The 17444-nt window shown below is 64.7% G+C and carries 21 protein-coding genes and 1 other RNA gene; 9 read left to right on the top strand and 13 right to left on the bottom strand.

The features are described from left to right. Positions 1-94: 94 nt before the first annotated feature. A complete protein-coding gene (locus OVY29_RS07470) occupies positions 95-718 on the top strand; it encodes a PilZ domain-containing protein (RefSeq protein ID WP_037557974.1) in 624 nt (207 codons plus the stop codon). A 3-nt stretch (positions 719-721) separates the two neighbouring features. On the opposite strand, the gene OVY29_RS07465 is transcribed toward OVY29_RS07470, so the two are convergent. The 4 genes from OVY29_RS07465 to OVY29_RS07450 form a co-directional block, all read right to left on the bottom strand. Then, positions 722-1366, bottom strand: coding sequence for an FABP family protein (locus tag OVY29_RS07465; RefSeq protein ID WP_037557870.1), 645 nt, complete (start codon positions 1364-1366; stop codon positions 722-724). Between the two features lie 21 nt (positions 1367-1387). After that, positions 1388-2239 carry an N-carbamoylputrescine amidase gene (aguB, locus tag OVY29_RS07460; protein ID WP_037557873.1) on the bottom strand — a complete coding sequence of 284 codons (852 nt, stop codon included), beginning with the start codon at positions 2237-2239 and terminating at the stop codon, positions 1388-1390. Between the two features lie 55 nt (positions 2240-2294). After that, positions 2295-3278, bottom strand: a complete 984-nt coding sequence (locus OVY29_RS07455) for an agmatine deiminase family protein (RefSeq protein ID WP_037557874.1) — start codon at positions 3276-3278, stop codon at positions 2295-2297. Between the two features lie 132 nt (positions 3279-3410). Further along, positions 3411-5096, bottom strand: a complete 1686-nt coding sequence (locus tag OVY29_RS07450) for a M28 family metallopeptidase (RefSeq protein WP_037557877.1) — start codon at positions 5094-5096, stop codon at positions 3411-3413. Positions 5097-5246: 150 nt separating this feature from the next. Here OVY29_RS07450 and OVY29_RS07445 point away from each other — a divergent pair, with 150 nt between their 5' ends. Next, positions 5247-7208 (top strand): alpha/beta fold hydrolase, encoded by a 1962-nt coding sequence (locus OVY29_RS07445; RefSeq protein ID WP_037557976.1) that lies wholly within the window; start codon positions 5247-5249, stop codon positions 7206-7208. A gap of 63 nt (positions 7209-7271) precedes the next feature. Here OVY29_RS07445 and rpsD read toward each other — a convergent pair whose 3' ends face one another. After that, on the bottom strand, positions 7272-7883 hold the full coding sequence (gene rpsD / locus OVY29_RS07440) for a 30S ribosomal protein S4 (protein WP_037557879.1): 612 nt from the start codon (positions 7881-7883) through the stop codon (positions 7272-7274). Positions 7884-8097: 214 nt separating this feature from the next. On the opposite strand from rpsD, the gene OVY29_RS07435 reads away from it, so the two are divergent. Next, positions 8098-8412, top strand: coding sequence for a chorismate mutase (locus OVY29_RS07435; RefSeq protein WP_037557881.1), 315 nt, complete (start codon positions 8098-8100; stop codon positions 8410-8412). A gap of 6 nt (positions 8413-8418) precedes the next feature. Here the strand turns inward: OVY29_RS07435 and OVY29_RS07430 are convergent, their stop codons facing one another. The 7 genes from OVY29_RS07430 to rpiB form a co-directional block, all read right to left on the bottom strand. After that, entirely contained in the window at positions 8419-8640 is a 222-nt protein-coding gene (locus OVY29_RS07430) for a hypothetical protein (RefSeq protein ID WP_152567713.1), read from the bottom strand. 150 nt (positions 8641-8790) lie between these two features. Beyond that, complete coding sequence (locus tag OVY29_RS07425) at positions 8791-9057, bottom strand: hypothetical protein (protein WP_037557884.1); 267 nt, start codon at positions 9055-9057, stop codon at positions 8791-8793. A 36-nt stretch (positions 9058-9093) separates the two neighbouring features. After that, positions 9094-9822 (bottom strand): RNA methyltransferase, encoded by a 729-nt coding sequence (locus tag OVY29_RS07420; protein ID WP_037557886.1) that lies wholly within the window; start codon positions 9820-9822, stop codon positions 9094-9096. Further along, positions 9819-10286, bottom strand: coding sequence for a transcriptional regulator NrdR (gene nrdR / locus OVY29_RS07415; protein WP_037557889.1), 468 nt, complete (start codon positions 10284-10286; stop codon positions 9819-9821). The genes OVY29_RS07420 and nrdR overlap by 4 nt, the downstream gene beginning before the upstream one ends. Positions 10287-10290: 4 nt before the next feature. Then, entirely contained in the window at positions 10291-10509 is a 219-nt protein-coding gene (locus OVY29_RS07410; protein WP_037557891.1) for a hypothetical protein, read from the bottom strand. A gap of 4 nt (positions 10510-10513) precedes the next feature. After that, a complete protein-coding gene (glyA, locus tag OVY29_RS07405; protein ID WP_037557893.1) occupies positions 10514-11821 on the bottom strand; it encodes a serine hydroxymethyltransferase in 1308 nt (435 codons plus the stop codon). Next, positions 11818-12282: a ribose 5-phosphate isomerase B gene (rpiB, locus tag OVY29_RS07400; protein ID WP_037557894.1), complete on the bottom strand. Its 465-nt coding sequence runs from the start codon at positions 12280-12282 to the stop codon at positions 11818-11820. Before rpiB ends, glyA begins: the two co-directional genes overlap by 4 nt. A gap of 112 nt (positions 12283-12394) precedes the next feature. Here rpiB and OVY29_RS07395 point away from each other — a divergent pair, with 112 nt between their 5' ends. After that, the gene (locus tag OVY29_RS07395) at positions 12395-12559 is read left to right on the top strand and encodes a hypothetical protein (protein ID WP_200880227.1); all 165 of its coding nucleotides are present in this window, start codon (positions 12395-12397) and stop codon (positions 12557-12559) included. A gap of 149 nt (positions 12560-12708) precedes the next feature. Here OVY29_RS07395 and OVY29_RS07390 read toward each other — a convergent pair whose 3' ends face one another. Next, positions 12709-13365 carry an alpha/beta hydrolase gene (locus OVY29_RS07390; RefSeq protein WP_037510410.1) on the bottom strand — a complete coding sequence of 219 codons (657 nt, stop codon included), beginning with the start codon at positions 13363-13365 and terminating at the stop codon, positions 12709-12711. Positions 13366-13505: 140 nt separating this feature from the next. On the opposite strand from OVY29_RS07390, the gene OVY29_RS07385 reads away from it, so the two are divergent. The 5 genes from OVY29_RS07385 (at position 13506) to OVY29_RS07365 (ending at position 17250) form a co-directional block, all read left to right on the top strand. After that, on the top strand, positions 13506-14597 hold the full coding sequence (locus OVY29_RS07385) for a cysteine desulfurase family protein (RefSeq protein ID WP_037557895.1): 1092 nt from the start codon (positions 13506-13508) through the stop codon (positions 14595-14597). Further along, a complete protein-coding gene (locus OVY29_RS07380) occupies positions 14597-14932 on the top strand; it encodes a 2Fe-2S iron-sulfur cluster-binding protein (protein ID WP_037557897.1) in 336 nt (111 codons plus the stop codon). Before OVY29_RS07385 ends, OVY29_RS07380 begins: the two co-directional genes overlap by 1 nt. Before the next feature lie 141 nt (positions 14933-15073). Beyond that, positions 15074-15171: signal recognition particle sRNA small type (gene ffs, locus OVY29_RS07375), an RNA gene on the top strand. 43 nt (positions 15172-15214) lie between these two features. After that, positions 15215-16918, top strand: coding sequence for a DNA polymerase III subunit gamma/tau (locus tag OVY29_RS07370; protein ID WP_081933264.1), 1704 nt, complete (start codon positions 15215-15217; stop codon positions 16916-16918). After that, positions 16915-17250: a YbaB/EbfC family nucleoid-associated protein gene (locus OVY29_RS07365; RefSeq protein WP_037557899.1), complete on the top strand. Its 336-nt coding sequence runs from the start codon at positions 16915-16917 to the stop codon at positions 17248-17250. The genes OVY29_RS07370 and OVY29_RS07365 overlap by 4 nt, the downstream gene beginning before the upstream one ends. The last annotated feature ends 194 nt before the right edge of the window (positions 17251-17444 follow it).

Below are 17444 nucleotides of genomic sequence, written 5' to 3'. Positions count from 1 at the left end.
ACTAATTCTAGTATTGCGGTGGCGTGGGGATTGTGTGTTTTGCAGTATAGACAAGCACTTATGCTTGTTCCGCTGCTTCTATAAGGTGGACGGCATGAACCAACATCGCTTCTCGGATCCGGCAGAGGAGCGGGATATCGCCGCCAGCACCGATCGCCGCGAAGGCGATCGCTATCGCACGGTCTGGCGGATCGCCAAGGTGATGCGCAACGGCGACGCGGGCTTGTGGCGGGTCCGCAACATTTCCGACCGCGGCATGATGCTCGCGGCCGATGTCCCCATCGCGGTCGGCGAAAAGCTCGAGATCGCGCTTTCCGATACCGTTACGATCCGCGGCGAGGTCGTCTGGTCCGACGCAGGACGCTGCGGCGTCTCCTTCGACAAGGAAGTCGACGTCGCCGACGTGCTCAAGCAATTGGCGGCCGAGCAGCGCGCCACCGGCTATCGTCAGCCGCGCCTGCCGGTGCATACGAAAGCGCAGGCGGTGACCGATGAGGGCGCGGCGACGCCCATCGAACTGGTCGACCTGTCGCAGAACGGCGCGGGCTTCGTCCACGACGGCCATTTCGAGGTCGGCAAGGAATTCGACCTCATACTCGCCGGCGACGTCAAGCGCCGCGCGATTGTGCGTTGGTCGCGGGCCGGGCGCGGCGGCCTGTGGCTGACGCAGCCGCTCGACCGCGCCGACCTGGAAAGCATCCGCCGCTTCGAAAGCTGATGCTCAGGCGGCGCCGCGGACGATCTTCGCCCAGGGGTTGAGGTCGGGCTCGGCGATTTTTGTCAGGCGGTTGCGGTCGCGATGGAGGAAGGGCTCGCCCTTTCCCTTCACCATCAAGGTCGTGTCGGACACATAGCTCCACGACCCGTCGTCGTGAAAATCGACCGTCAGTTGATAGGCATCGGTGCGAAAGGCGAGTTCGAGGAAGCTCGTCGAGCAGATGCCATATTCGGTTTGGCCGCGCTCCGCCTTGACGACGAGTTGTTTCGCATCGGGCGCAGCGTGGCCCGCGGCGATTGCGATCTGCCCGCGCGGGATCGCGAGCGTCTGGAGGATCAGGCCCGTCGACGCCTCGTAGAGCCAGTAACCGACCTGATCGTGGAAGGCGATATCCTCTTCGCGCGTGTTGACGTGCAGATGATAGCGCAGCCCGTAGAAGAGCTGCGGGCCGTTCGCCTGCGGGTCGATCGGCTGCAGCTCAATCCGCTCATAATATTCGCGCGTTTCGGGGCCGTCGGCCTTGGGGTTGATATCGACCCCGCGCTGGCCCTCCCAGATTCCGGCAAGCCGCCGCAGCGGGCCGAGGTTGGCGAGCGTTTCGGGATCGACGTCCTCGGGCTCGGTGAAGATATCCGCGGGTAATTCCATCGCTTGCCCCCTTGCTGGCGATCAGATGTCCTCGACGAGCCGCCCGTAAAGCTGGGGCCGGCGGTCGCGGAAGAAGCCCATGCCGGCACGGTGCTTCGCCGCGCGGTCGAGGTCGATCGTCTCGACGAGCACCCCGGTTTCGCTCGCGCCAAAGGCCTGCGTCATGTCGCCCCATTCGTTGGTTATGAAGCTGTGGCCATAGAAATTCGCGTCGCCCTCGGGCCCGATGCGGTTCGCGGCGACCACCGGCATGCAGTTCGACACCGCATGGCCGTGCATCGCCCGGCGCCACATGCGGCTGGTGTCGAGGTCGGCGTCATAGGGTTCGGACCCGATCGCGGTCGGATAGAAAAGCAGTTCGGCGCCCATCAGCGCCATCGCGCGCGCGCATTCGGGATACCATTGGTCCCAGCAGACGCCGACGCCGATGCGCGTCCCGAAAACGTCCCACACCTTGAAGCCCGTGTTGCCGGGACGGAAATAATATTTTTCCTCATAACCCGGGCCGTCGGGGATATGACTTTTGCGATAGGTCCCCATGATCGCGCCGTCGGGGCCGATCATCGCGAGCGTGTTGTAATAATGCGGCCCGTCGCGCTCGAAGAAGCTCGTCGGGATCGCGACCTTCAGCTTCGCCGCCAGCGCCTGCATCGCCACGACACTCGGATGCTCGGTCGTCCGGCGCGCGGTCGCGAACAGCTCCTCTTCCTCGACCTGGCAGAAATAGGGGCCTTCGAAGAGCTCGGGGGGCAGGATGACCTGCGCGCCTTTCGCCGCCGCTTCCTCGACAAGCGCCGAGACGGCCTCGATATTCGGTTCGACGGGGCCGGGCAGGGCAAGCTGTAGCGCGGAGACGGTGATGGTGCGGGTCATGGCCTATCCGGTGTGCGGGAGTCGGGGCGGAATATAGGGGGCTTCGCGCCCGATGCTAGCTAGGAAGCTGCTGGCTCGAGCAATGGAAGCTGCCGCCGCCGACGATGATCCCGCGCGCAGGAACGCCGACCGCGCGGCGGTCGGGGAACAGTGCGGCAAGGGTGTCGATCGCAGTCTGATCGTTAGGAACGCCATAGATCGGGACGATCACGACGCTGTTGCCGATATAGAAGTTCATATAGCTCGCCGCGGCGATTTCGCCGCCGATCTCGACCCGGCCGGGCGATGGGAGGTCGACGATTTCGACCCCGCCGAACGCCGCGGTGCGCGCGCGGGCATCGGCATAGATATGCGCATTGGGATCGTCCTCGCCCGCCGCGACCGGCAGCGCGAGCCGGCCTTCGCCGACAAAGCGCGCGAGATTGTCGACATGGCCGTCGGTGTGATCGCCGACGAGGCCGTTGCCGAGCCACAACAGCCGCTCGATGCCGAGTGACTGGTGCAGCCGCACCGCAATATCCTCGCGCGTCAGCGACGGATTGCGGTTGAGATTGAGCAGGCATTCCTCGGTGGTGACGCAAAGGCCGCTACCATCGACATCGATGCCGCCGCCTTCGAGCACCCAGTCCTGATCGTCGACCGGCAGCCCGCTTTCGCGTGCCAGCGCGGCGCCGATTTCCTGGTCGCCCGGCATGACGAACTTCTCGCCCCACCAGTTGAATTTGAAATTGCGCGCGCGGCGTCCCGTGCCCGTTCCCGCGATGATCGGCCCAGTATCGCGCAGCCAGATGTCGCCCAAGGGCTGGACGAGAATCTTCACGCCCGGATCGACGAGCGCGGCGGCGATGTCCGCCTGCCGCGCATCGTTGACCACGAGCCGCACCTCTTCGCCGCGGCCGCCGTCGTGGACGGCGTTGGCGAAGGCGGCGACGTCGCGCCGTCCTTCATCGATCGCCCCCGACCATTCCTCTGCGAGGTGCGGGAAGCCAATCCACACGGCATCGTGCGGCGCCCATTCGGCAGGCATGCGTAGGGTCATGTTGCTTTCCGGTATAGAGCTATCTCGAAATCCGTTCGCCCTGAGCCTGTCGAAGGGCCGTTCTTTTCCTGCACCGTCGAAAAGAAGGACCGTGCTTCGACAAGCTCAGCACCAACGGATGAGGGGATTACCCTATTTCGCAGCAGCGCGCGACTTGTCGCGGGCGGCGCGGAATTCGTCGCCCTCGACCCAGTTCGGCCACGCGTCGGTCATCGCGAGCATGCGGCCCGCGGCATAATAGAGGCGCAGGTCCGACATCATGCCGTCCCAGTTGGTGATCGCCTCATATTCGTCGCCCGGCGCGTGATAGCGGTTCTTCTCATAATCTTCGGCCGCCTTCTTGCCGGCCTCGACCCCGCCCTCGACCAACTCGTCGCCGCTGCCGAAGTTGAACATCGGCACGCCGAGCTTGGCGAAGCTGAAGTGATCCGAACGGTAATAAAAGCCCTTTTCGGGGGTCGGCTCGGCCTTGACCGTACGACCCTCCATCTTGGCGAGCTTTTCGACATAGGCGTCGAGTTCGGACTTGCCGCCGCCGACAACGACGATGTCCTTGGCAGGTCCGCTGGCGTTGAGCGCGTCCATGTTAACGCCGCCGACCGTCTGCGCGAGCGGGAAGATCGGGTTTTCGGCATAATATTTCGAGCCGAGCAGGCCCGATTCCTCGGCGGTGACGGCGAGGAAGACGATGCTGCGGTCGGGCGCGCCCGCCTTCTGAAAGGCATGCGCCAGCGTCACGAGGCCCGCGATGCCGCTCGCATTGTCGACCGCGCCGTTGCAGATGTCGTCGCCGTCGACCGGCGTGCAGCGGCCGAGGTGATCCCAGTGGCCGGTGTAGAGAACATATTCTTGCGCGCGCTTGGCGCCCGGCAGCACGCCGATGACGTTGCGCGACATCTTCTTCGAAATCGCGTTGTCGAAGCTGAAATTCGCCTTCACGCCGGTCAGCGCGACGGGCTTGAAACCCTTCTTCTTGGCGGCCTCGCGCAGCGCGTCGAAATCCTGCCCGGCGCTCGCGAACAGTTCCTTCGCCTTGGGAAGCTGGATCCAGCCGTTGGCGACGGTCTGGTCGGCGCCGCCATTCTTGCTGTCGGCCAGATATTGCGTCCCCGTATTGCTCGATTCGACGACGTTCCAGCCATAGGCGGCGGGCTCGGTGTCGTGGACGATCAGCACCGCCGCGGCGCCCTGCCGCGCGGCTTCCTCATATTTGTACGACCAGCGGCCGTAATAGGTCATCGCGCGGCCGTTGAATTCGCCCTTGGCTTCCTTGGTCTGCCAGTCGGGATCGTTGACGAGGACGATGACGGTCTTCCCCTTCACATCGAGCCCGGCATAGTCGTTCCAGCCCTTTTCGGGGGCGTTGATGCCGTAACCGACGAAGACGACGTCGCTGTCCTTGACCGCGGTCTTCGGCTGCACGCGATAGCTGAATGCGACATAGTCCTTCGCATATTGCGCGGTGACCGGCGTCTTGCCGCCGGTGAAGCTCAGCGGGGTTGCGTTCTTCGCGGTGATCTCGACCAGCGGCACGTCCTGCGTCCACTTGCCGTTGTTCCCGGGCTTCAGCCCCGCTTCCTCATATTTCTTGATGATATAGGCGACGGTCTTTTCCTCGCCCGCGGTGCCGGGCGCGCGGCCCTCATAAGCGTCCGACGACAATTCCTTGGTCACCTCCTGAAGCGTCGCGAGCGACAATTCGGGGATTTCGACATCGGGAATGGCGACGGCCGACGTGGCCGTCTTGTCCGACGCGTTGCACGCGGCAACGGTCAGGAGAACCGCAAGGGCTGCGGTCGATCGGGGGAAACGAAGCATGGAAGTTCCTCGGGTTTTCGTATTCGACCGCGGGCTTGTGCCAGCCCCGTGCCGGGGGCGCAAGCGCCGCTTGTGGCACTTTCGGCGCTTGGAAAAGCGGACGTCGGCTTTTAGAGAAGCAAAAGGGGACCGGATAACAGGGGGATGGATATGCGGGGGCGCTGGCTATATTTGCTGGGTTTGGGGATTGCCGCGGGGGCGGCGCAGGCGCAGGAGAATGATCTGGAGCGCCGCTTCGGGGCGCAGGAAGGGGTCGCGCAAGTGAGCCTGTCGCCCGACGGGCAGCAGATTGCATTCGTGGCGCCGAACAAGGGTCTGGCCAACGACCTCTATGTCGTCCGTATCGAAGATGGATCGGCGCCACAGCGTATCCTGCGAGCGAGCGGCGATCCCGAAACGCTCAGATGGTGCCGGTGGGCCACCGACGCTCGCATCGTCTGCCAGGTCGCGGGGAGGGAGAAGATCGGCGAATTCGTCTACGGCTTCACGACATTGATCGCGGTCGATTCCGCTGGCGGCAACGTCAAGACATTGAGCAAACGGCGCGGCGCCAATTCGATCGGCTTCGACGGGCGGGGCGGGAGCGTGATCGACTGGCAGCCTGGAACCCCTGATAGCCTTCTGATCATGCGCAGCAATGTCCGTGAGGCCAATCTCCACTCGGCATCGCTCCTGAAGAAGGATGAGGAAGGGATGGGCGTCGATTTGGTGGACCTGTCCGGAGACCTCATAAAAATTGCCGAAAGGCCCCAGCGTGATGCGGTCGAATATATCACCGATGGCCAAGGCAACATCAGGATCATGGGGGCTTTGACGGCCGCCGGAAGGACAGGCTACCCGACCGACCGGATACGCTATTTCTTTCGGGACGACAAAGGTGGAGACTGGCAACCGCTGTCGGCGTTCGATCTTGTCCGGCACAATGGATTCGACCCCTTTGCCGTCGATGCCGAAAGCAACCGGGCTATTGGTTTGGCAAAGGTTGACGGTCGCGATGCCGTCGTCGCAGTTCAGCTCGACGGAACGGGCAAGGGACAGACATTGTTCCGGCACCCTCGGGCCGATGTGGATGGACTGGTTCAGGTCGGTCGCGACCAGCGCGTCATCGGTGCGACCTATGTTACCGATCGTCGGCAAATGAAACTGACCGACCCTCGTCTGTCGGATATGGCCCAGTCGCTTTCCAAGGCTTTGGGCGGACGCAGCGTATATTTCATCGACGCATCGGTCGGCGAGGCGCACTGGCTGTTGTGGGCAGGCTCCGACACAGATCCGGGCCGTTACTATCGCTATACGCCGACATTGAAGCAATTGCGGCCACTGCTCGAGGACCGCCCTGCGCTGGCCGACCTGGCGTTATCGCCCGTCCGGCCGGTTCGTTATCCAGCCGCTGACGGGACCATGCTCTCGGCTCATCTGACGCTGCCGCCCGGCCGTGCCGATGCGGTGGGGTTGCCCGCCATCGTCATTCCGCATGGCGGACTGGCCGATCGCGACGAATGGGGGTTCAACTGGCTCGCGCAATATTTTGCCCAGCGCGGATATGCGGTGGTGCAGCCCGATTATCGGGGGCTGACGGGCTATAGCGAGCAATGGTTTCGCGACGGAGGTTTTCAATCCTGGCGCACCGCCATTGGCGACGTCAGCGATGCGGGGCGCTGGATCGTGGGAGAGGGCGCCGATCCAGGCAGGCTGTCCATCGTCGGCTGGGGCTATGGCGGCTACGCCGCACTGCAATCGGGCGTCGTGGCGCCATCCTTGTTCCGGTCGATCGTGGCGATAGCGCCCATTACCGACCTTCAGAAGCTGAAAGACGCCAGCACCAAGTTCAGCAATAATTTGGTCATGCAGCAACTCCTCGGTTCGGGGCCCCATCTCCGCGAGGGATCTCCGGCACAAAATGCGGAGCGGATTCAGGCTCCGGTGTTGATGGTCGCCGGCGGGCTCGCTCATGACTCCACAATCGACCAGGTTCGCGCCATGCACGGCGCGCTGTCGACGGCCGGAAAAAAAGTCGAGTTCATCGAATATCCGCGCGTAGCCCAGGACATCGGCGACAGCGATGTTCGCGCCGAGATGTTGCGACGTATCACGCAGTTCCTGCCGCGCTGACGCAGCGCAAAAAAAAGGGCGGCCAGATCGGCCGCCCTTCTGAATTGGTTCCTGGAAACCCGATCAGCGCGAATAGAATTCGACGACGAGGTTCGGTTCCATCTTCACCGGATAGGGCACTTCGTCGAGCGTCGGGACGCGGACGAAGGTCGCCTTGGTGCCGTCGATGGCGAGATATTCGGGCAGGTCGCGTTCGGGCAGGCTCTGGGCTTCGGCGACCAGCGCCATTTCCTGCGCCTTCTTGCCGAGGGTGACTTCGTCGCCCGGCTTCACGAGGCGGCTCGCGATGTTGCACTTCACGCCGTTCACATAGACGTGGCCGTGGCTGACGAGCTGGCGTGCCGAGAAGATCGTCGGCGTGAACTTCGAGCGGTAGACGACGGCGTCGAGGCGGCGCTCGAGCAGGCCGATCAGGTTCTGGCCGGTGTCGCCCTTCATGCGCGAAGCCTCAAAGTAGTTCTTCTTGAACTGCTTTTCGGTGATGTCGCCGTAATAGCCCTTGAGCTTCTGCTTCGCGCGAAGCTGGATGCCGAAGTCCGACATCTTGCCCTTGCGGCGCTGACCGTGCTGGCCGGGGCCATATTCGCGGCGGTTGACCGGGCTCTTCGGGCGACCCCAGATATTTTCGCCCATCCGGCGGTCGAGTTTATACTTGGCGCTCTGGCGCTTCGACATTGTCGTCTCCAATTTGCTGTGTGCCGAAGGATTTCGGCTCGTTCCCGGGTCGCACCATATGGATGTCTCGACAGGCTCGACACCATATGCGACCGCCGCTTCACCGGGGTGCGGGGTCCATTGCGAAGGCGCGCGGTTAGACGGAGAGGTCGGTAAAGTCAAGCGGCAAGCCCGCCGCTCGACAGCGGCGAAAAAGCCGCTAAAGGCAGCGCGCATGACGTCCGCCAAACTTCCAGAACAATGCGAAACGATGATCGAGGTCCGCGCCGGGGTCGATCAGGTCGACCGCGAACTCGTTGCGCTGCTCGTCCGCCGCTTCGGCTATATGGATGCCGCCGCGCGCATCAAGACCGACCGCAATGCCGTCCGCGATGAAGCGCGCAAGGCCGAGGTGCTGGGCAATGTCGCGCGCGCAGCCGAAGCTGCCGGGCTGGAGCCCGAGCGGCTGCGCGCGGTGTGGAACGAACTGGTCGAACAGTCGATCGCTTATGAGGCGGTCGAATGGGACCGCGCGCGCGCCGATCGCTGAGACCGGTTAGTTGGTTGAACCGCCTGCCGGGGCTTCGGCGGGTGCCGGGGCCGTCTCGTCTTTCGGCTTCGCGGTTTCGACGACCGTGCGGCACACGCGTTTGGGTACAGTGCTGCCGGTGACCTCGATTTTTTCGCAGACCTTTTTGGGTTTTGCTGCTTTTGCCGGGGCCTCTGCGCTATTGGCGGCGCTTGCCGCCAAGGCAAGGGAAAGCATCGCGGAAATCATAAACTGTTCGCTCCGTGTAAAGAGGCGGCTCTACTGCGTCCGGGCGATTGGTCGCCAGCTTCGTTCAGCCGCATGGGATACCTGGCCCGTTCTTCCTGCACCTCGCGAACCTGTCGGACCAAATGCGATGTTGCAGGACCGAGACCGGTATTAATTGACCGCGCCGTTACCGGTATTGGCCTTGTAGCCCTGGTCGACCAGATCGAGAGATTGTGTGCCGTCGCGGGCTTGCGCGGCCCATTGCTCCTGGGTCTTGCAGACGCGGCGACCGATCGAACTGCCGGTCATCTTCGTCGACTTGCAGATTTTCTTCGGTTTGGCAGGTTTGGCCGTCTGAACCGAGGCGGTCTGGTCGCTGGCAGCCTGATCCGGCGCGCCGGCCACGGCGAGTGCGAGCGAAAGAATGAGCGTCATCATGGAGGCATCGATCCTATATTATATGATTCTGCGGGCTTAGCTCTTTTCTTTTGGGCGGCCAAGCGCCGTAACGATGCCGTGCATCATGCGGATGTCATTATAAGACCAGCCCGTCTTGGTTAGCGCGTTCCTCAAGGTCCGCAGCGTCATTTCGCGTCGTTCGGGCGGGAAGAAATAACCGCTCTTGTCGAGATCGCGCTCCAGATGCTGGATGAATTCCTCAAGTACGCCATGCTCCGCCGGGGGATCGAGCGGCACTTCGGGCGGGCTCGCCAGCGCGACGCCTTTCGACCATTCATAGGCGAGCAGGATCACCGCTTGCGCGAGGTTGAGCGACGCGAATTCGGGGTTGATCGGCACGGTGACGATCTTGTGCGCGAGGGTGACGTCGTCGGTTTCGAGTCCCGAGCGTTCGGGCCCGAAAACATAGGCCGAGCGTCCCGCGCTGGCATGGACCTCGCGGGCGGCCGCTTCCGGCGTCAGCACCGGTTTGGTGACGCCGCGCTTGCGCACCGTGGTGGCATAGATGGTCGTGCAATCGGCGACCGCGTCGGCGAGCGTATCGAAAACCAGCGCTTCGGCCAGCACGGCATCGGCGCCCGACGCCGCCGGGCCGGCATCGGGATTGGGCCAGCCGTCGCGCGGGGCGACGAGGCGCAGTTCGGTCAGCCCGAAATTGAGCATCGCGCGCGCCGCCTTGCCGATATTCTCACCAAGCTGCGGACGGACGAGGACGATGACGGGGGGCGGGGCGGCCGCGGTCATTTGATCGGCCGCGCAGCCTCGGTGATCGTCGAGGCGAATTCCTCGAAATCCTTGGCTTCGGTGAAATCGCGATAGACGCTGGCGAAGCGGATATAGGCGACATTGTCGAAGCCCTTGAGCGCCTCCATCACCATTGCGCCGATCTGCTGTGCCTGCACTTCGCTTTCGCCCGAGGTTTCGAGCTGGCGCTGGATGCCCGACACCAGCCGTTCGATGCGCGCGCCGTCGATCGGGCGCTTGCGGCACGCGATCTGAACGCTGCGCATCAATTTCTCGCGGTCGAAGGGTTCGCGCGTCCCGCCCGTCTTGAGCACCGCGACTTCGCGGAGCTGGATGCGCTCGAAGGTCGTGAAGCGCGCGCCGCAATCCTCGCACTGGCGGCGACGGCGGATCGCCGCGCCGTCCTCGGTCGGACGGCTGTCCTTCACCTGGCTGTCTTCATGTCCGCAATAGGGGCAGCGCATAGGCCTAGCGTTTCACCCGGTTGAGCAGCACAACAGCCGCCCCGACGAACAGGCCGACCGGCCAGCTCACCACCGGCAGCGCCGCACCCAGAACCGTACCGATCCCGGCCCCGACGAGTACCGGACGCGTCGAGGGATGATCCATTCCCTGCTTGCCCATCGCCTTGATCTCTTCGATCGTCAACTCGACCAGCGTCGGTTCCTCGGGGTGCTGCCGCGCCATCGTCTTATCCCTGATAGATGGGGAAGCGCTCGCACAGCGCGCGGACGCGGCCGCGGACATTGGCTTCGACGTCGGCGTCGCCATGCTCGCCCTTGTCGCGCAACGCTTCGAGCACGTCGGCGACCATATCGCCGATCTCTTCAAACTCGGCGATGCCGAAGCCGCGCGTCGTGCCCGCGGGCGATCCGACGCGGATGCCACTGGTCTTGACCGGCGGCAGCGGGTCGAAGGGCACGCCATTCTTGTTGCAGGTGATCGCGCTGCGCTCGAGCGCCTCGTCGGCGTCGCGGCCGGTGATGCCGAGCGGGCGGAGGTCGATCAGCGCGAGGTGCGTGTCGGTGCCGCCCGCGACGACATCGGCGCCGCGCGCCTTCAGCCGGCCCGCAAGCGCCTGGGCATTGGCGATGGTCGCCTTCGCATAGGTTTTGAACTCGGGGCGCAACGCTTCACCGAAGGCCACGGCTTTCGCGGCGATGACGTGCATCAGCGGGCCGCCCTGCAGCCCGGGGAAGACCGCCGAGTTGATGCGCTTGGCGATCGCTTCGTCATTGGTCAGGATCATGCCGCCGCGCGGGCCGCGCAGCGTCTTGTGCGTCGTCGTGGTGACGACATGCGCATGCTCCATCGGCGAGGGATGCGCGCCGCCGGCGACGAGGCCGGCGAAATGCGCCATATCGACCATCAGCAGCGCGCCGACATCGTCGGCGATGGCGCGGAAGCGCGCGAAATCGAGCGTGCGCGGATAGGCCGAGCCGCCCGCGATGATCAGCGACGGGCGATGTTCCTTCGCCAACGCCTCGACCTGGTCGAAATCGACGAGATGATCGTCGGCGCGCACGCCATATTGCACCGCGTTGAACCATTTGCCCGACATGGCGGGCGCCGCGCCGTGGGTCAGGTGGCCGCCGGCGTCGAGGCTCATGCCGAGGATCGTTGCACCCGGCTTGGTCAGCGCGAGCATCACGGCGCCGTTAGCCTGTGCGCCCGAATGCGGCTGGACGTTGGCGAAGCCGCAGTCGAAGAGCTGTTTCGCGCGGTCGATCGCGAGCTGTTCGACCTCGTCCGACGGGGCGCAGCCCTGATAATAGCGGCGGCCCGGATAGCCTTCGGCATATTTGTTGGTGAACACGCTGCCCTGCGCTTCGAGCACCGCCTTCGAAACGATATTCTCCGACGCGATCAGCTCGATCTGATATTGTTCGCGTTCGAGTTCATGCTTCATCGCCGCCGCGACCGCGGGGTCGACTGTGCCGACGCCGTCGGTGAAATAGCCGGCCGATTTGATGGGCTTGTCGAGCGTTTCGGTGGTCATCGGCTGGTCTCCAGTTGGGCCAAATTGACGGGAGGATTGGAAAGCTTGTCCACGCGGCGCGCGTGGCGGTCGCCGGCGAATTCGGTGGTCAGGAAGGCGTCGAGGCACGCCTTGGCCATGTCGATGCCGGTCAGGCGCGCGCCCATCGCGACGACGTTGGCGTCATTATGCTCGCGCGCGAGTTTCGCCGACAGCGGCTCGGACACGAGTGCGCAGCGCGCGGCGGGGTTGCGGTTGACCGAAATCGAAATGCCGATGCCCGAACCGCATAGCGCGACGCCGCGGTCGGCGCGCCCCTCAGCGATCGCGGCGCCGAGGCGATAGCCATAGTCGGGATAGTCGACGCTTTCGGGGCCGTTGGTGCCGAGATCCTCGACCTCATGCCCCTGTTCGCGCAGCCAATCGGCAAGCGCGGCTTTCAGCTCGTAAGCGGCGTGGTCGGAGGCGATGGCGATGCGCATGATGCGGCTCCCGAGGGGTCTAAGGGAATCGATGAGCGGCCTTTAGGCCAAGCCGCGCGAATTGGCCATAAGCGAGGTGGCAAATTTGTGACGGCGCCGATAAAGCCGCCCCATGTCCGACACGATCATGTCCATCCTGATGTTGACCGGGGTGCTGCTTACCGGCGGTGCCGTCATCGTCTTCCGCAAGGGCGATCGTCGCCGCGCGCGGCTGATGCTGGTCGCCGCGCTGGTGATGTTCGCGAATGTCGCGATCTGGCTGGTGCCGGTGAAATAATAAAAGATCCTCCCTGCCGCGAAGCGGTGGGGAGGGGGACCGCCGCGAAGCGGTGGTGGAGGGGCAGCGACGTTGCGCCATTGGCCCCTCCGTCAGCGGCTACGCCGCTGCCACCTCCCCATGCCTGCGGCACAGGGAGGATCATTTCGTCAGCGGATCGGCGAATCGGGCGCGAGGCGCATATCCAGATAGTTATCGAGCGACTTCATCAGCTGGTCGAGCTCATGCTCGAAGAAATGATTCGCGCGCGGGATTTCGTCGTGATGGATCGTGATGCCCTTTTGCGTTCGCAGCTTGTCGACCAGCTTCTGCACCGCGCTCGGCGGCACGATCTCGTCCTGCCCGCCCGCGACGATGATGCCCGACGAGGGGCAGGGGGCGAGGAAGCTGAAGTCGTACATGTTCGCCGGCGGCGCGACCGACAGGAAGCCGCGGATTTCGGGGCGGCGCATCAAGAGCTGCATGCCGATCCACGCGCCGAAGCTGAAGCCTGCGATCCAGGTGGTCTGCGCTTCGGGATGGATCGACTGGACCCAGTCGAGCGCCGAGGCGGCATCGGAGAGTTCGCCGATCCCGTTGTCGAACGTGCCCTGGCTGCGGCCGACGCCGCGGAAGTTGAAGCGCAGCACCGCGAAACCGCGCGCGACGAAGCTCTTGTACATCGCCTGGGTGATGCGGTCGTTCATCGTCCCGCCGCCCTGCGGGTGCGGGTGCAGGATCAGCGCGACCGGCGCGCGTGGACGCGGCGGGGGGGAGAAACGGCCTTCGATGCGGCCCTCGGGGCCGGGGAAAATGACGTCGGGCATGGGCGCACCTTCTATATGTCTTGGGCTTGCCAGTGATTCGCCGAGGGGCGGGGTGGCGGAGCGAGATTGGCGCCTATATAGAAAATAGGTCTCAACATGCAACTTTTGCGAATCTTTCGCAATAAGGACTTTCGCGCCGGATGATTTACCTCGACTATCAAGCCACTACGCCGCTCGCTCCCGAGGCGCGCGAGGCGATGCTGCGCTGGCTCGAGGGGGCTGGTGAGGGCGATAGTTTTGCGAATCCCTCGAGCACGCACAAGGCCGGCCGCGCCGCCGCAGCAGCGGTCGAGGTCGCGCGCGACCAGGTCGCGGCGCTGCTACCGAAGGGCGGGCGCGTCTTCTTTACCTCGGGCGCGACCGAGGCGCTCAACTGGGCGCTGCTGCGCGGCGCGGAGGTCATGCCGGGCGGCGTCGCGGGGCTGAGCATCGAACATGCAGCCTCGCTGCAATGCCTCGAAAGGCTGAATGCGACGATCCTCCCGGCCGACGGCGAAGGGCTGGCCCTGCCGCCCGATGACGCACTGATCCCGGAAGGCGGCGTCGTCGCGGCGATGCTCGTCAACAACGAGGTCGGCACGATCCAGCCCGTCGCGGATTTCGCCGCGGCGGCGCATGCGAAGAACAGCCTGCTGCTCTGCGATGCGGTGCAGGGCTACGGCCGCGTCGCCATTCCCGACGGCCCCGATCTGATCGCGATATCGGCGCACAAGATCCACGGACCCAAGGGCATCGGCGCGCTGTGGGTCCGGGACGGCGTCGACCTGCCGCCGCTGATGTTCGGCGGCGCGCAGGAGCAGGGGATGCGTTCGGGCACCGTTTCGCCCGCGCTCTGCGCCGGCTTCGGCGCCGCCGCCGCGCTCGCCGCCGAACGCTTCGACAAGGACGCCGCGCATGTCGAGCGGCTCTGGTCGCTCGCGCGCGATATGCTCCCCGAATGGACGCTGAATGGCGCCGAAAACCCGCGCTACCACGGCAATCTCAACGTCCGGCGCGACGGCGTGAACGGCCTCCGCCTGATGTCCGACGCGCGCGACGTTGCTTTTTCGCTCGGCAGCGCCTGCGGTAGCGGTTCGGGCAAGGTCAGCCATGTGCTGCGCGCGATGGGGATCGGCGAAGCCGACGCGCGCGCGTCGATCCGGCTTGGCTGGGGGCGCTATACGAGCGAGCGGGAACTGCGCGAGGGTCTGAATGCGATCAAGGACGCCGCGCGATTGCAGGGCGTGAACTGATGCGCGTCACCTTCATCCACGCCGACGGCAAGGCGCGCACCGAGGCCGAGGCGCAGGCCGGCGACATATTGCTCGACGTCGCGCAGGCGCATTTGATGCCGCTCGAAGGCACGTGTGAGGGCCAAATGGCCTGCTCGACCTGCCACGTCATTGTGGCGAAAGAGGATTTCGACCGCCTGCCGCCCGCGAGCGAGATGGAGGAAGATATGCTCGACCTCGCCGCCGGGGTGCGCCGCACCAGCCGCCTGTCGTGTCAGATCGTGCTGACCGACGATCTCGACGGGCTGACCGTCCATATCCCGGCCGAAAGCCGCAATATGCAGGGACCGCGCTAGCCCGTTTTCGTCATCCCGGCGAAGGCCGGGATCTCGCCGAGGCGTCAGGGCGCGAGGTCGAGATTCCGGCCTTCGCCGGAATGACGAAGTGGAGGGTTGGGACCACCGCTTGCATTTCCCCGCGCTCCTCGCCATATGCGCAGCGGAAGTCGGGCGGACGTGGTCTTCGCCAACCCGGTCAGGTCCGGAAGGAAGCAGCCGCAACGAATTCGCCGCGGGTCGTTCCGGCTTCCACCCATTTCCCCCTTCGACAAGACCGCAGCGTCCCCCTAAGACGGGGCCATGGACGATTCCGCCGACGACGATACCCCGATGCTGGGAATGGATCTGCCCGAGACGGTGCCGCAGGCGTCATCGGGTCCCTACCGCGTCCTTGCCCGCAAATATCGCCCGCAGACCTTCGCCGAACTGATCGGTCAGGACGCGATGGTGCGCACGCTCGGCAATGCGATCGCGCGCGACCGGCTGGCGCACGCCTTTTTGATGACCGGCGTGCGCGGGGTCGGCAAGACGTCGACCGCGCGCCTGATCGCCAAAGCCTTGAACTGCATCGGTCCCGACGGGCAGGGCGGGCCGACGATCGACCCATGCGGCGTGTGCGAGCCGTGCCGCGCGATCACCGAAGGCCGCCATATCGACGTGATCGAAATGGACGCCGCGTCGAACACCGGCGTCGACGATGTGCGCGAGATTATCGAGGCCGTGCGCTATGCCGCGGTGTCGGCGCGCTACAAGATCTACATCATCGACGAAGTGCATATGTTGTCGCGCAACGCGTTCAACGCATTGCTGAAAACATTGGAAGAGCCGCCGCCGCACGTCAAATTCCTGTTCGCGACGACCGAAGTGAACAAGGTGCCGGTGACGGTGCTGTCGCGCTGCCAGCGATTCGACCTTCGCCGCATCACCCCCGACATGCTCTTCGCGCATTTCAGCGCGATCCTGCAGAAGGAAGGCGTCGAGGCCGAGGCGCCGGCGATCTGGCTGATCGCCAACGCCGCCGAGGGATCGGTGCGCGACGGCCTGTCGATCCTCGACCAGGCGATCGCGCACGCCGATCTCGACGGCGGGGGAAAGATCAGTGCCGATCAGGTTCGCGTGATGCTCGGCCTCTCCGATCGCACGTCGATCGCGCAGTTGATGGCGACGATCTTGGGCGGCGACGCGGGTGGCGCGATCGACTTGGCGCGGTCGCAATATGCGCTTGGGATCGAGCCTGTCGCGATGGTGCGCGGGTTGATGGACCTGACGCATGCGATCACGCTGGCAAAGGTCTCGCGCCACGACGACCCCGCGCTTGCTGCATCGGACCGCGAACGCATCGGCGACTGGGCGCAAAAGCTCGGTTTCGCGCCGCTCAATCGCCTCTGGCAGCTCTTGCTCAAGGGGCATGAAGAGGTGCTGCGCGCGAACAATCCGCTCGAACATCTCGAAATGCTGCTGCTGCGCGTGATCTACGCCGCGTCGATGCCCGATCCGGGCGAGCTTGCGAAGCTGCTCGAAAAGGGCGGTGTGCCGGCGACGCCGATGGTCGCGCCCGCGGCGCCTTCGGCGCAAAGCGATACTTCCGTGGCATCGCCCGCAGAAGCGCCCGCGGCCGAAATGCCGGCTTCGGCGCTGACGATCGCGCAAATTCACCAACTCCTCGAAAGCTCGGGCAATCATCAGCTTGCGCGTCAAGTTTATGACGATCTCAAGCTTGTCGAGCTCGAGCCCGGCCTACTCGTCTACGCACCGGTTCCCGCGCTCGACGGCGATTTCGCGCGGCGGCTTGGCGAGGCGCTGCTGAGCCACACCGGCAGCCGCTGGCAGGTGCGGCCGGGCGAGGGTGACGCGCGGCCGAGTCTTGGGCAGGTGCGGCAGGCGAAGCTCGACGATAATGATGCGCGAATCCGCGAATTGCCTGTCGTAAAGGCCGCCCTGACCGCTTTTCCCGAGGCGAGGCTTGTCGAAGACGACGACAATCGCCATAGGTCGAACCTATGAAATCGATCGAAGAAATGATGAAGGCGGCGCAGGAAGCCGCCGCCACCGTGCAGGCGCAGATGCAGGAGGCGCAGGCGAAGCTCGACAGCGTCGAGGTCGAAGGCGTGTCGGGCGGCGGTCTGGTGAAGATCACCGCGACCGCGAAGGGCCGCATCAAGGCGATCCACATCGACGACAGCCTCATCGTTCCTTCGGACAAACAGATGCTCGAGGATTTGCTCGCCGCCGCGTTCAACGACGCGCGCGAAAAAGCCGATGCCGCGAGCAATGAGGAAATGGGCAAGATGACGAGCGGCCTGCCGCTCCCCCCGGGTTTCAAGCTGCCGTTCTGATTATCCGTCGCCCCCGCGAAGGGCGACCAGAGTCACGTGCCTCTGGGAGCGGCCGCCGTCGCTTTACGTTGCGGCGCAGTATCAGGCCGATAGCGGCCCCCGCCTTCGCGGGGGCGACGTTATTCTTCCTGTTCAGCACTCCTACATTGAATGCGTGCGAAGTTACGCCATATTAGCGACGAACCACCTATAAG

The sequence above is a fragment of the Sphingopyxis sp. SE2 genome, assembly GCF_032227185.1.
Classification (GTDB): Bacteria; Pseudomonadota; Alphaproteobacteria; order Sphingomonadales; family Sphingomonadaceae; genus Sphingopyxis.
The sequence above is the reverse complement of the archived record's forward strand: the minus strand, read 5'-3'. Positions and strand labels throughout refer to the sequence as shown.

Excerpts from the sequence above, each read along its gene's own strand:
- OVY29_RS07470 (WP_037557974.1), top strand. The coding sequence starts at position 95 with ATGAACCAACATCGCTTCTCGGATCCGGCAGAGGAGCGGGATATCGCC.
- OVY29_RS07465 (WP_037557870.1), bottom strand. The coding sequence starts at position 1,366 with ATGGAATTACCCGCGGATATCTTCACCGAGCCCGAGGACGTCGATCCC.
- aguB (WP_037557873.1), bottom strand. The coding sequence starts at position 2,239 with ATGACCCGCACCATCACCGTCTCCGCGCTACAGCTTGCCCTGCCCGGC.
- OVY29_RS07455 (WP_037557874.1), bottom strand. The coding sequence starts at position 3,278 with ATGACCCTACGCATGCCTGCCGAATGGGCGCCGCACGATGCCGTGTGG.
- OVY29_RS07450 (WP_037557877.1), bottom strand. The coding sequence starts at position 5,096 with ATGCTTCGTTTCCCCCGATCGACCGCAGCCCTTGCGGTTCTCCTGACC.
- OVY29_RS07445 (WP_037557976.1), top strand. The coding sequence starts at position 5,247 with ATGCGGGGGCGCTGGCTATATTTGCTGGGTTTGGGGATTGCCGCGGGG.
- rpsD (WP_037557879.1), bottom strand. The coding sequence starts at position 7,883 with ATGTCGAAGCGCCAGAGCGCCAAGTATAAACTCGACCGCCGGATGGGC.
- OVY29_RS07435 (WP_037557881.1), top strand. The coding sequence starts at position 8,098 with ATGACGTCCGCCAAACTTCCAGAACAATGCGAAACGATGATCGAGGTC.
- OVY29_RS07430 (WP_152567713.1), bottom strand. The coding sequence starts at position 8,640 with ATGATTTCCGCGATGCTTTCCCTTGCCTTGGCGGCAAGCGCCGCCAAT.
- OVY29_RS07425 (WP_037557884.1), bottom strand. The coding sequence starts at position 9,057 with ATGATGACGCTCATTCTTTCGCTCGCACTCGCCGTGGCCGGCGCGCCG.
- OVY29_RS07420 (WP_037557886.1), bottom strand. The coding sequence starts at position 9,822 with ATGACCGCGGCCGCCCCGCCCCCCGTCATCGTCCTCGTCCGTCCGCAG.
- nrdR (WP_037557889.1), bottom strand. The coding sequence starts at position 10,286 with ATGCGCTGCCCCTATTGCGGACATGAAGACAGCCAGGTGAAGGACAGC.
- OVY29_RS07410 (WP_037557891.1), bottom strand. The coding sequence starts at position 10,509 with ATGGCGCGGCAGCACCCCGAGGAACCGACGCTGGTCGAGTTGACGATC.
- glyA (WP_037557893.1), bottom strand. The coding sequence starts at position 11,821 with ATGACCACCGAAACGCTCGACAAGCCCATCAAATCGGCCGGCTATTTC.
- rpiB (WP_037557894.1), bottom strand. The coding sequence starts at position 12,282 with ATGCGCATCGCCATCGCCTCCGACCACGCCGCTTACGAGCTGAAAGCC.
- OVY29_RS07395 (WP_200880227.1), top strand. The coding sequence starts at position 12,395 with ATGTCCGACACGATCATGTCCATCCTGATGTTGACCGGGGTGCTGCTT.
- OVY29_RS07390 (WP_037510410.1), bottom strand. The coding sequence starts at position 13,365 with ATGCCCGACGTCATTTTCCCCGGCCCCGAGGGCCGCATCGAAGGCCGT.
- OVY29_RS07385 (WP_037557895.1), top strand. The coding sequence starts at position 13,506 with ATGATTTACCTCGACTATCAAGCCACTACGCCGCTCGCTCCCGAGGCG.
- OVY29_RS07380 (WP_037557897.1), top strand. The coding sequence starts at position 14,597 with ATGCGCGTCACCTTCATCCACGCCGACGGCAAGGCGCGCACCGAGGCC.
- OVY29_RS07370 (WP_081933264.1), top strand. The coding sequence starts at position 15,215 with ATGGACGATTCCGCCGACGACGATACCCCGATGCTGGGAATGGATCTG.
- OVY29_RS07365 (WP_037557899.1), top strand. The coding sequence starts at position 16,915 with ATGAAATCGATCGAAGAAATGATGAAGGCGGCGCAGGAAGCCGCCGCC.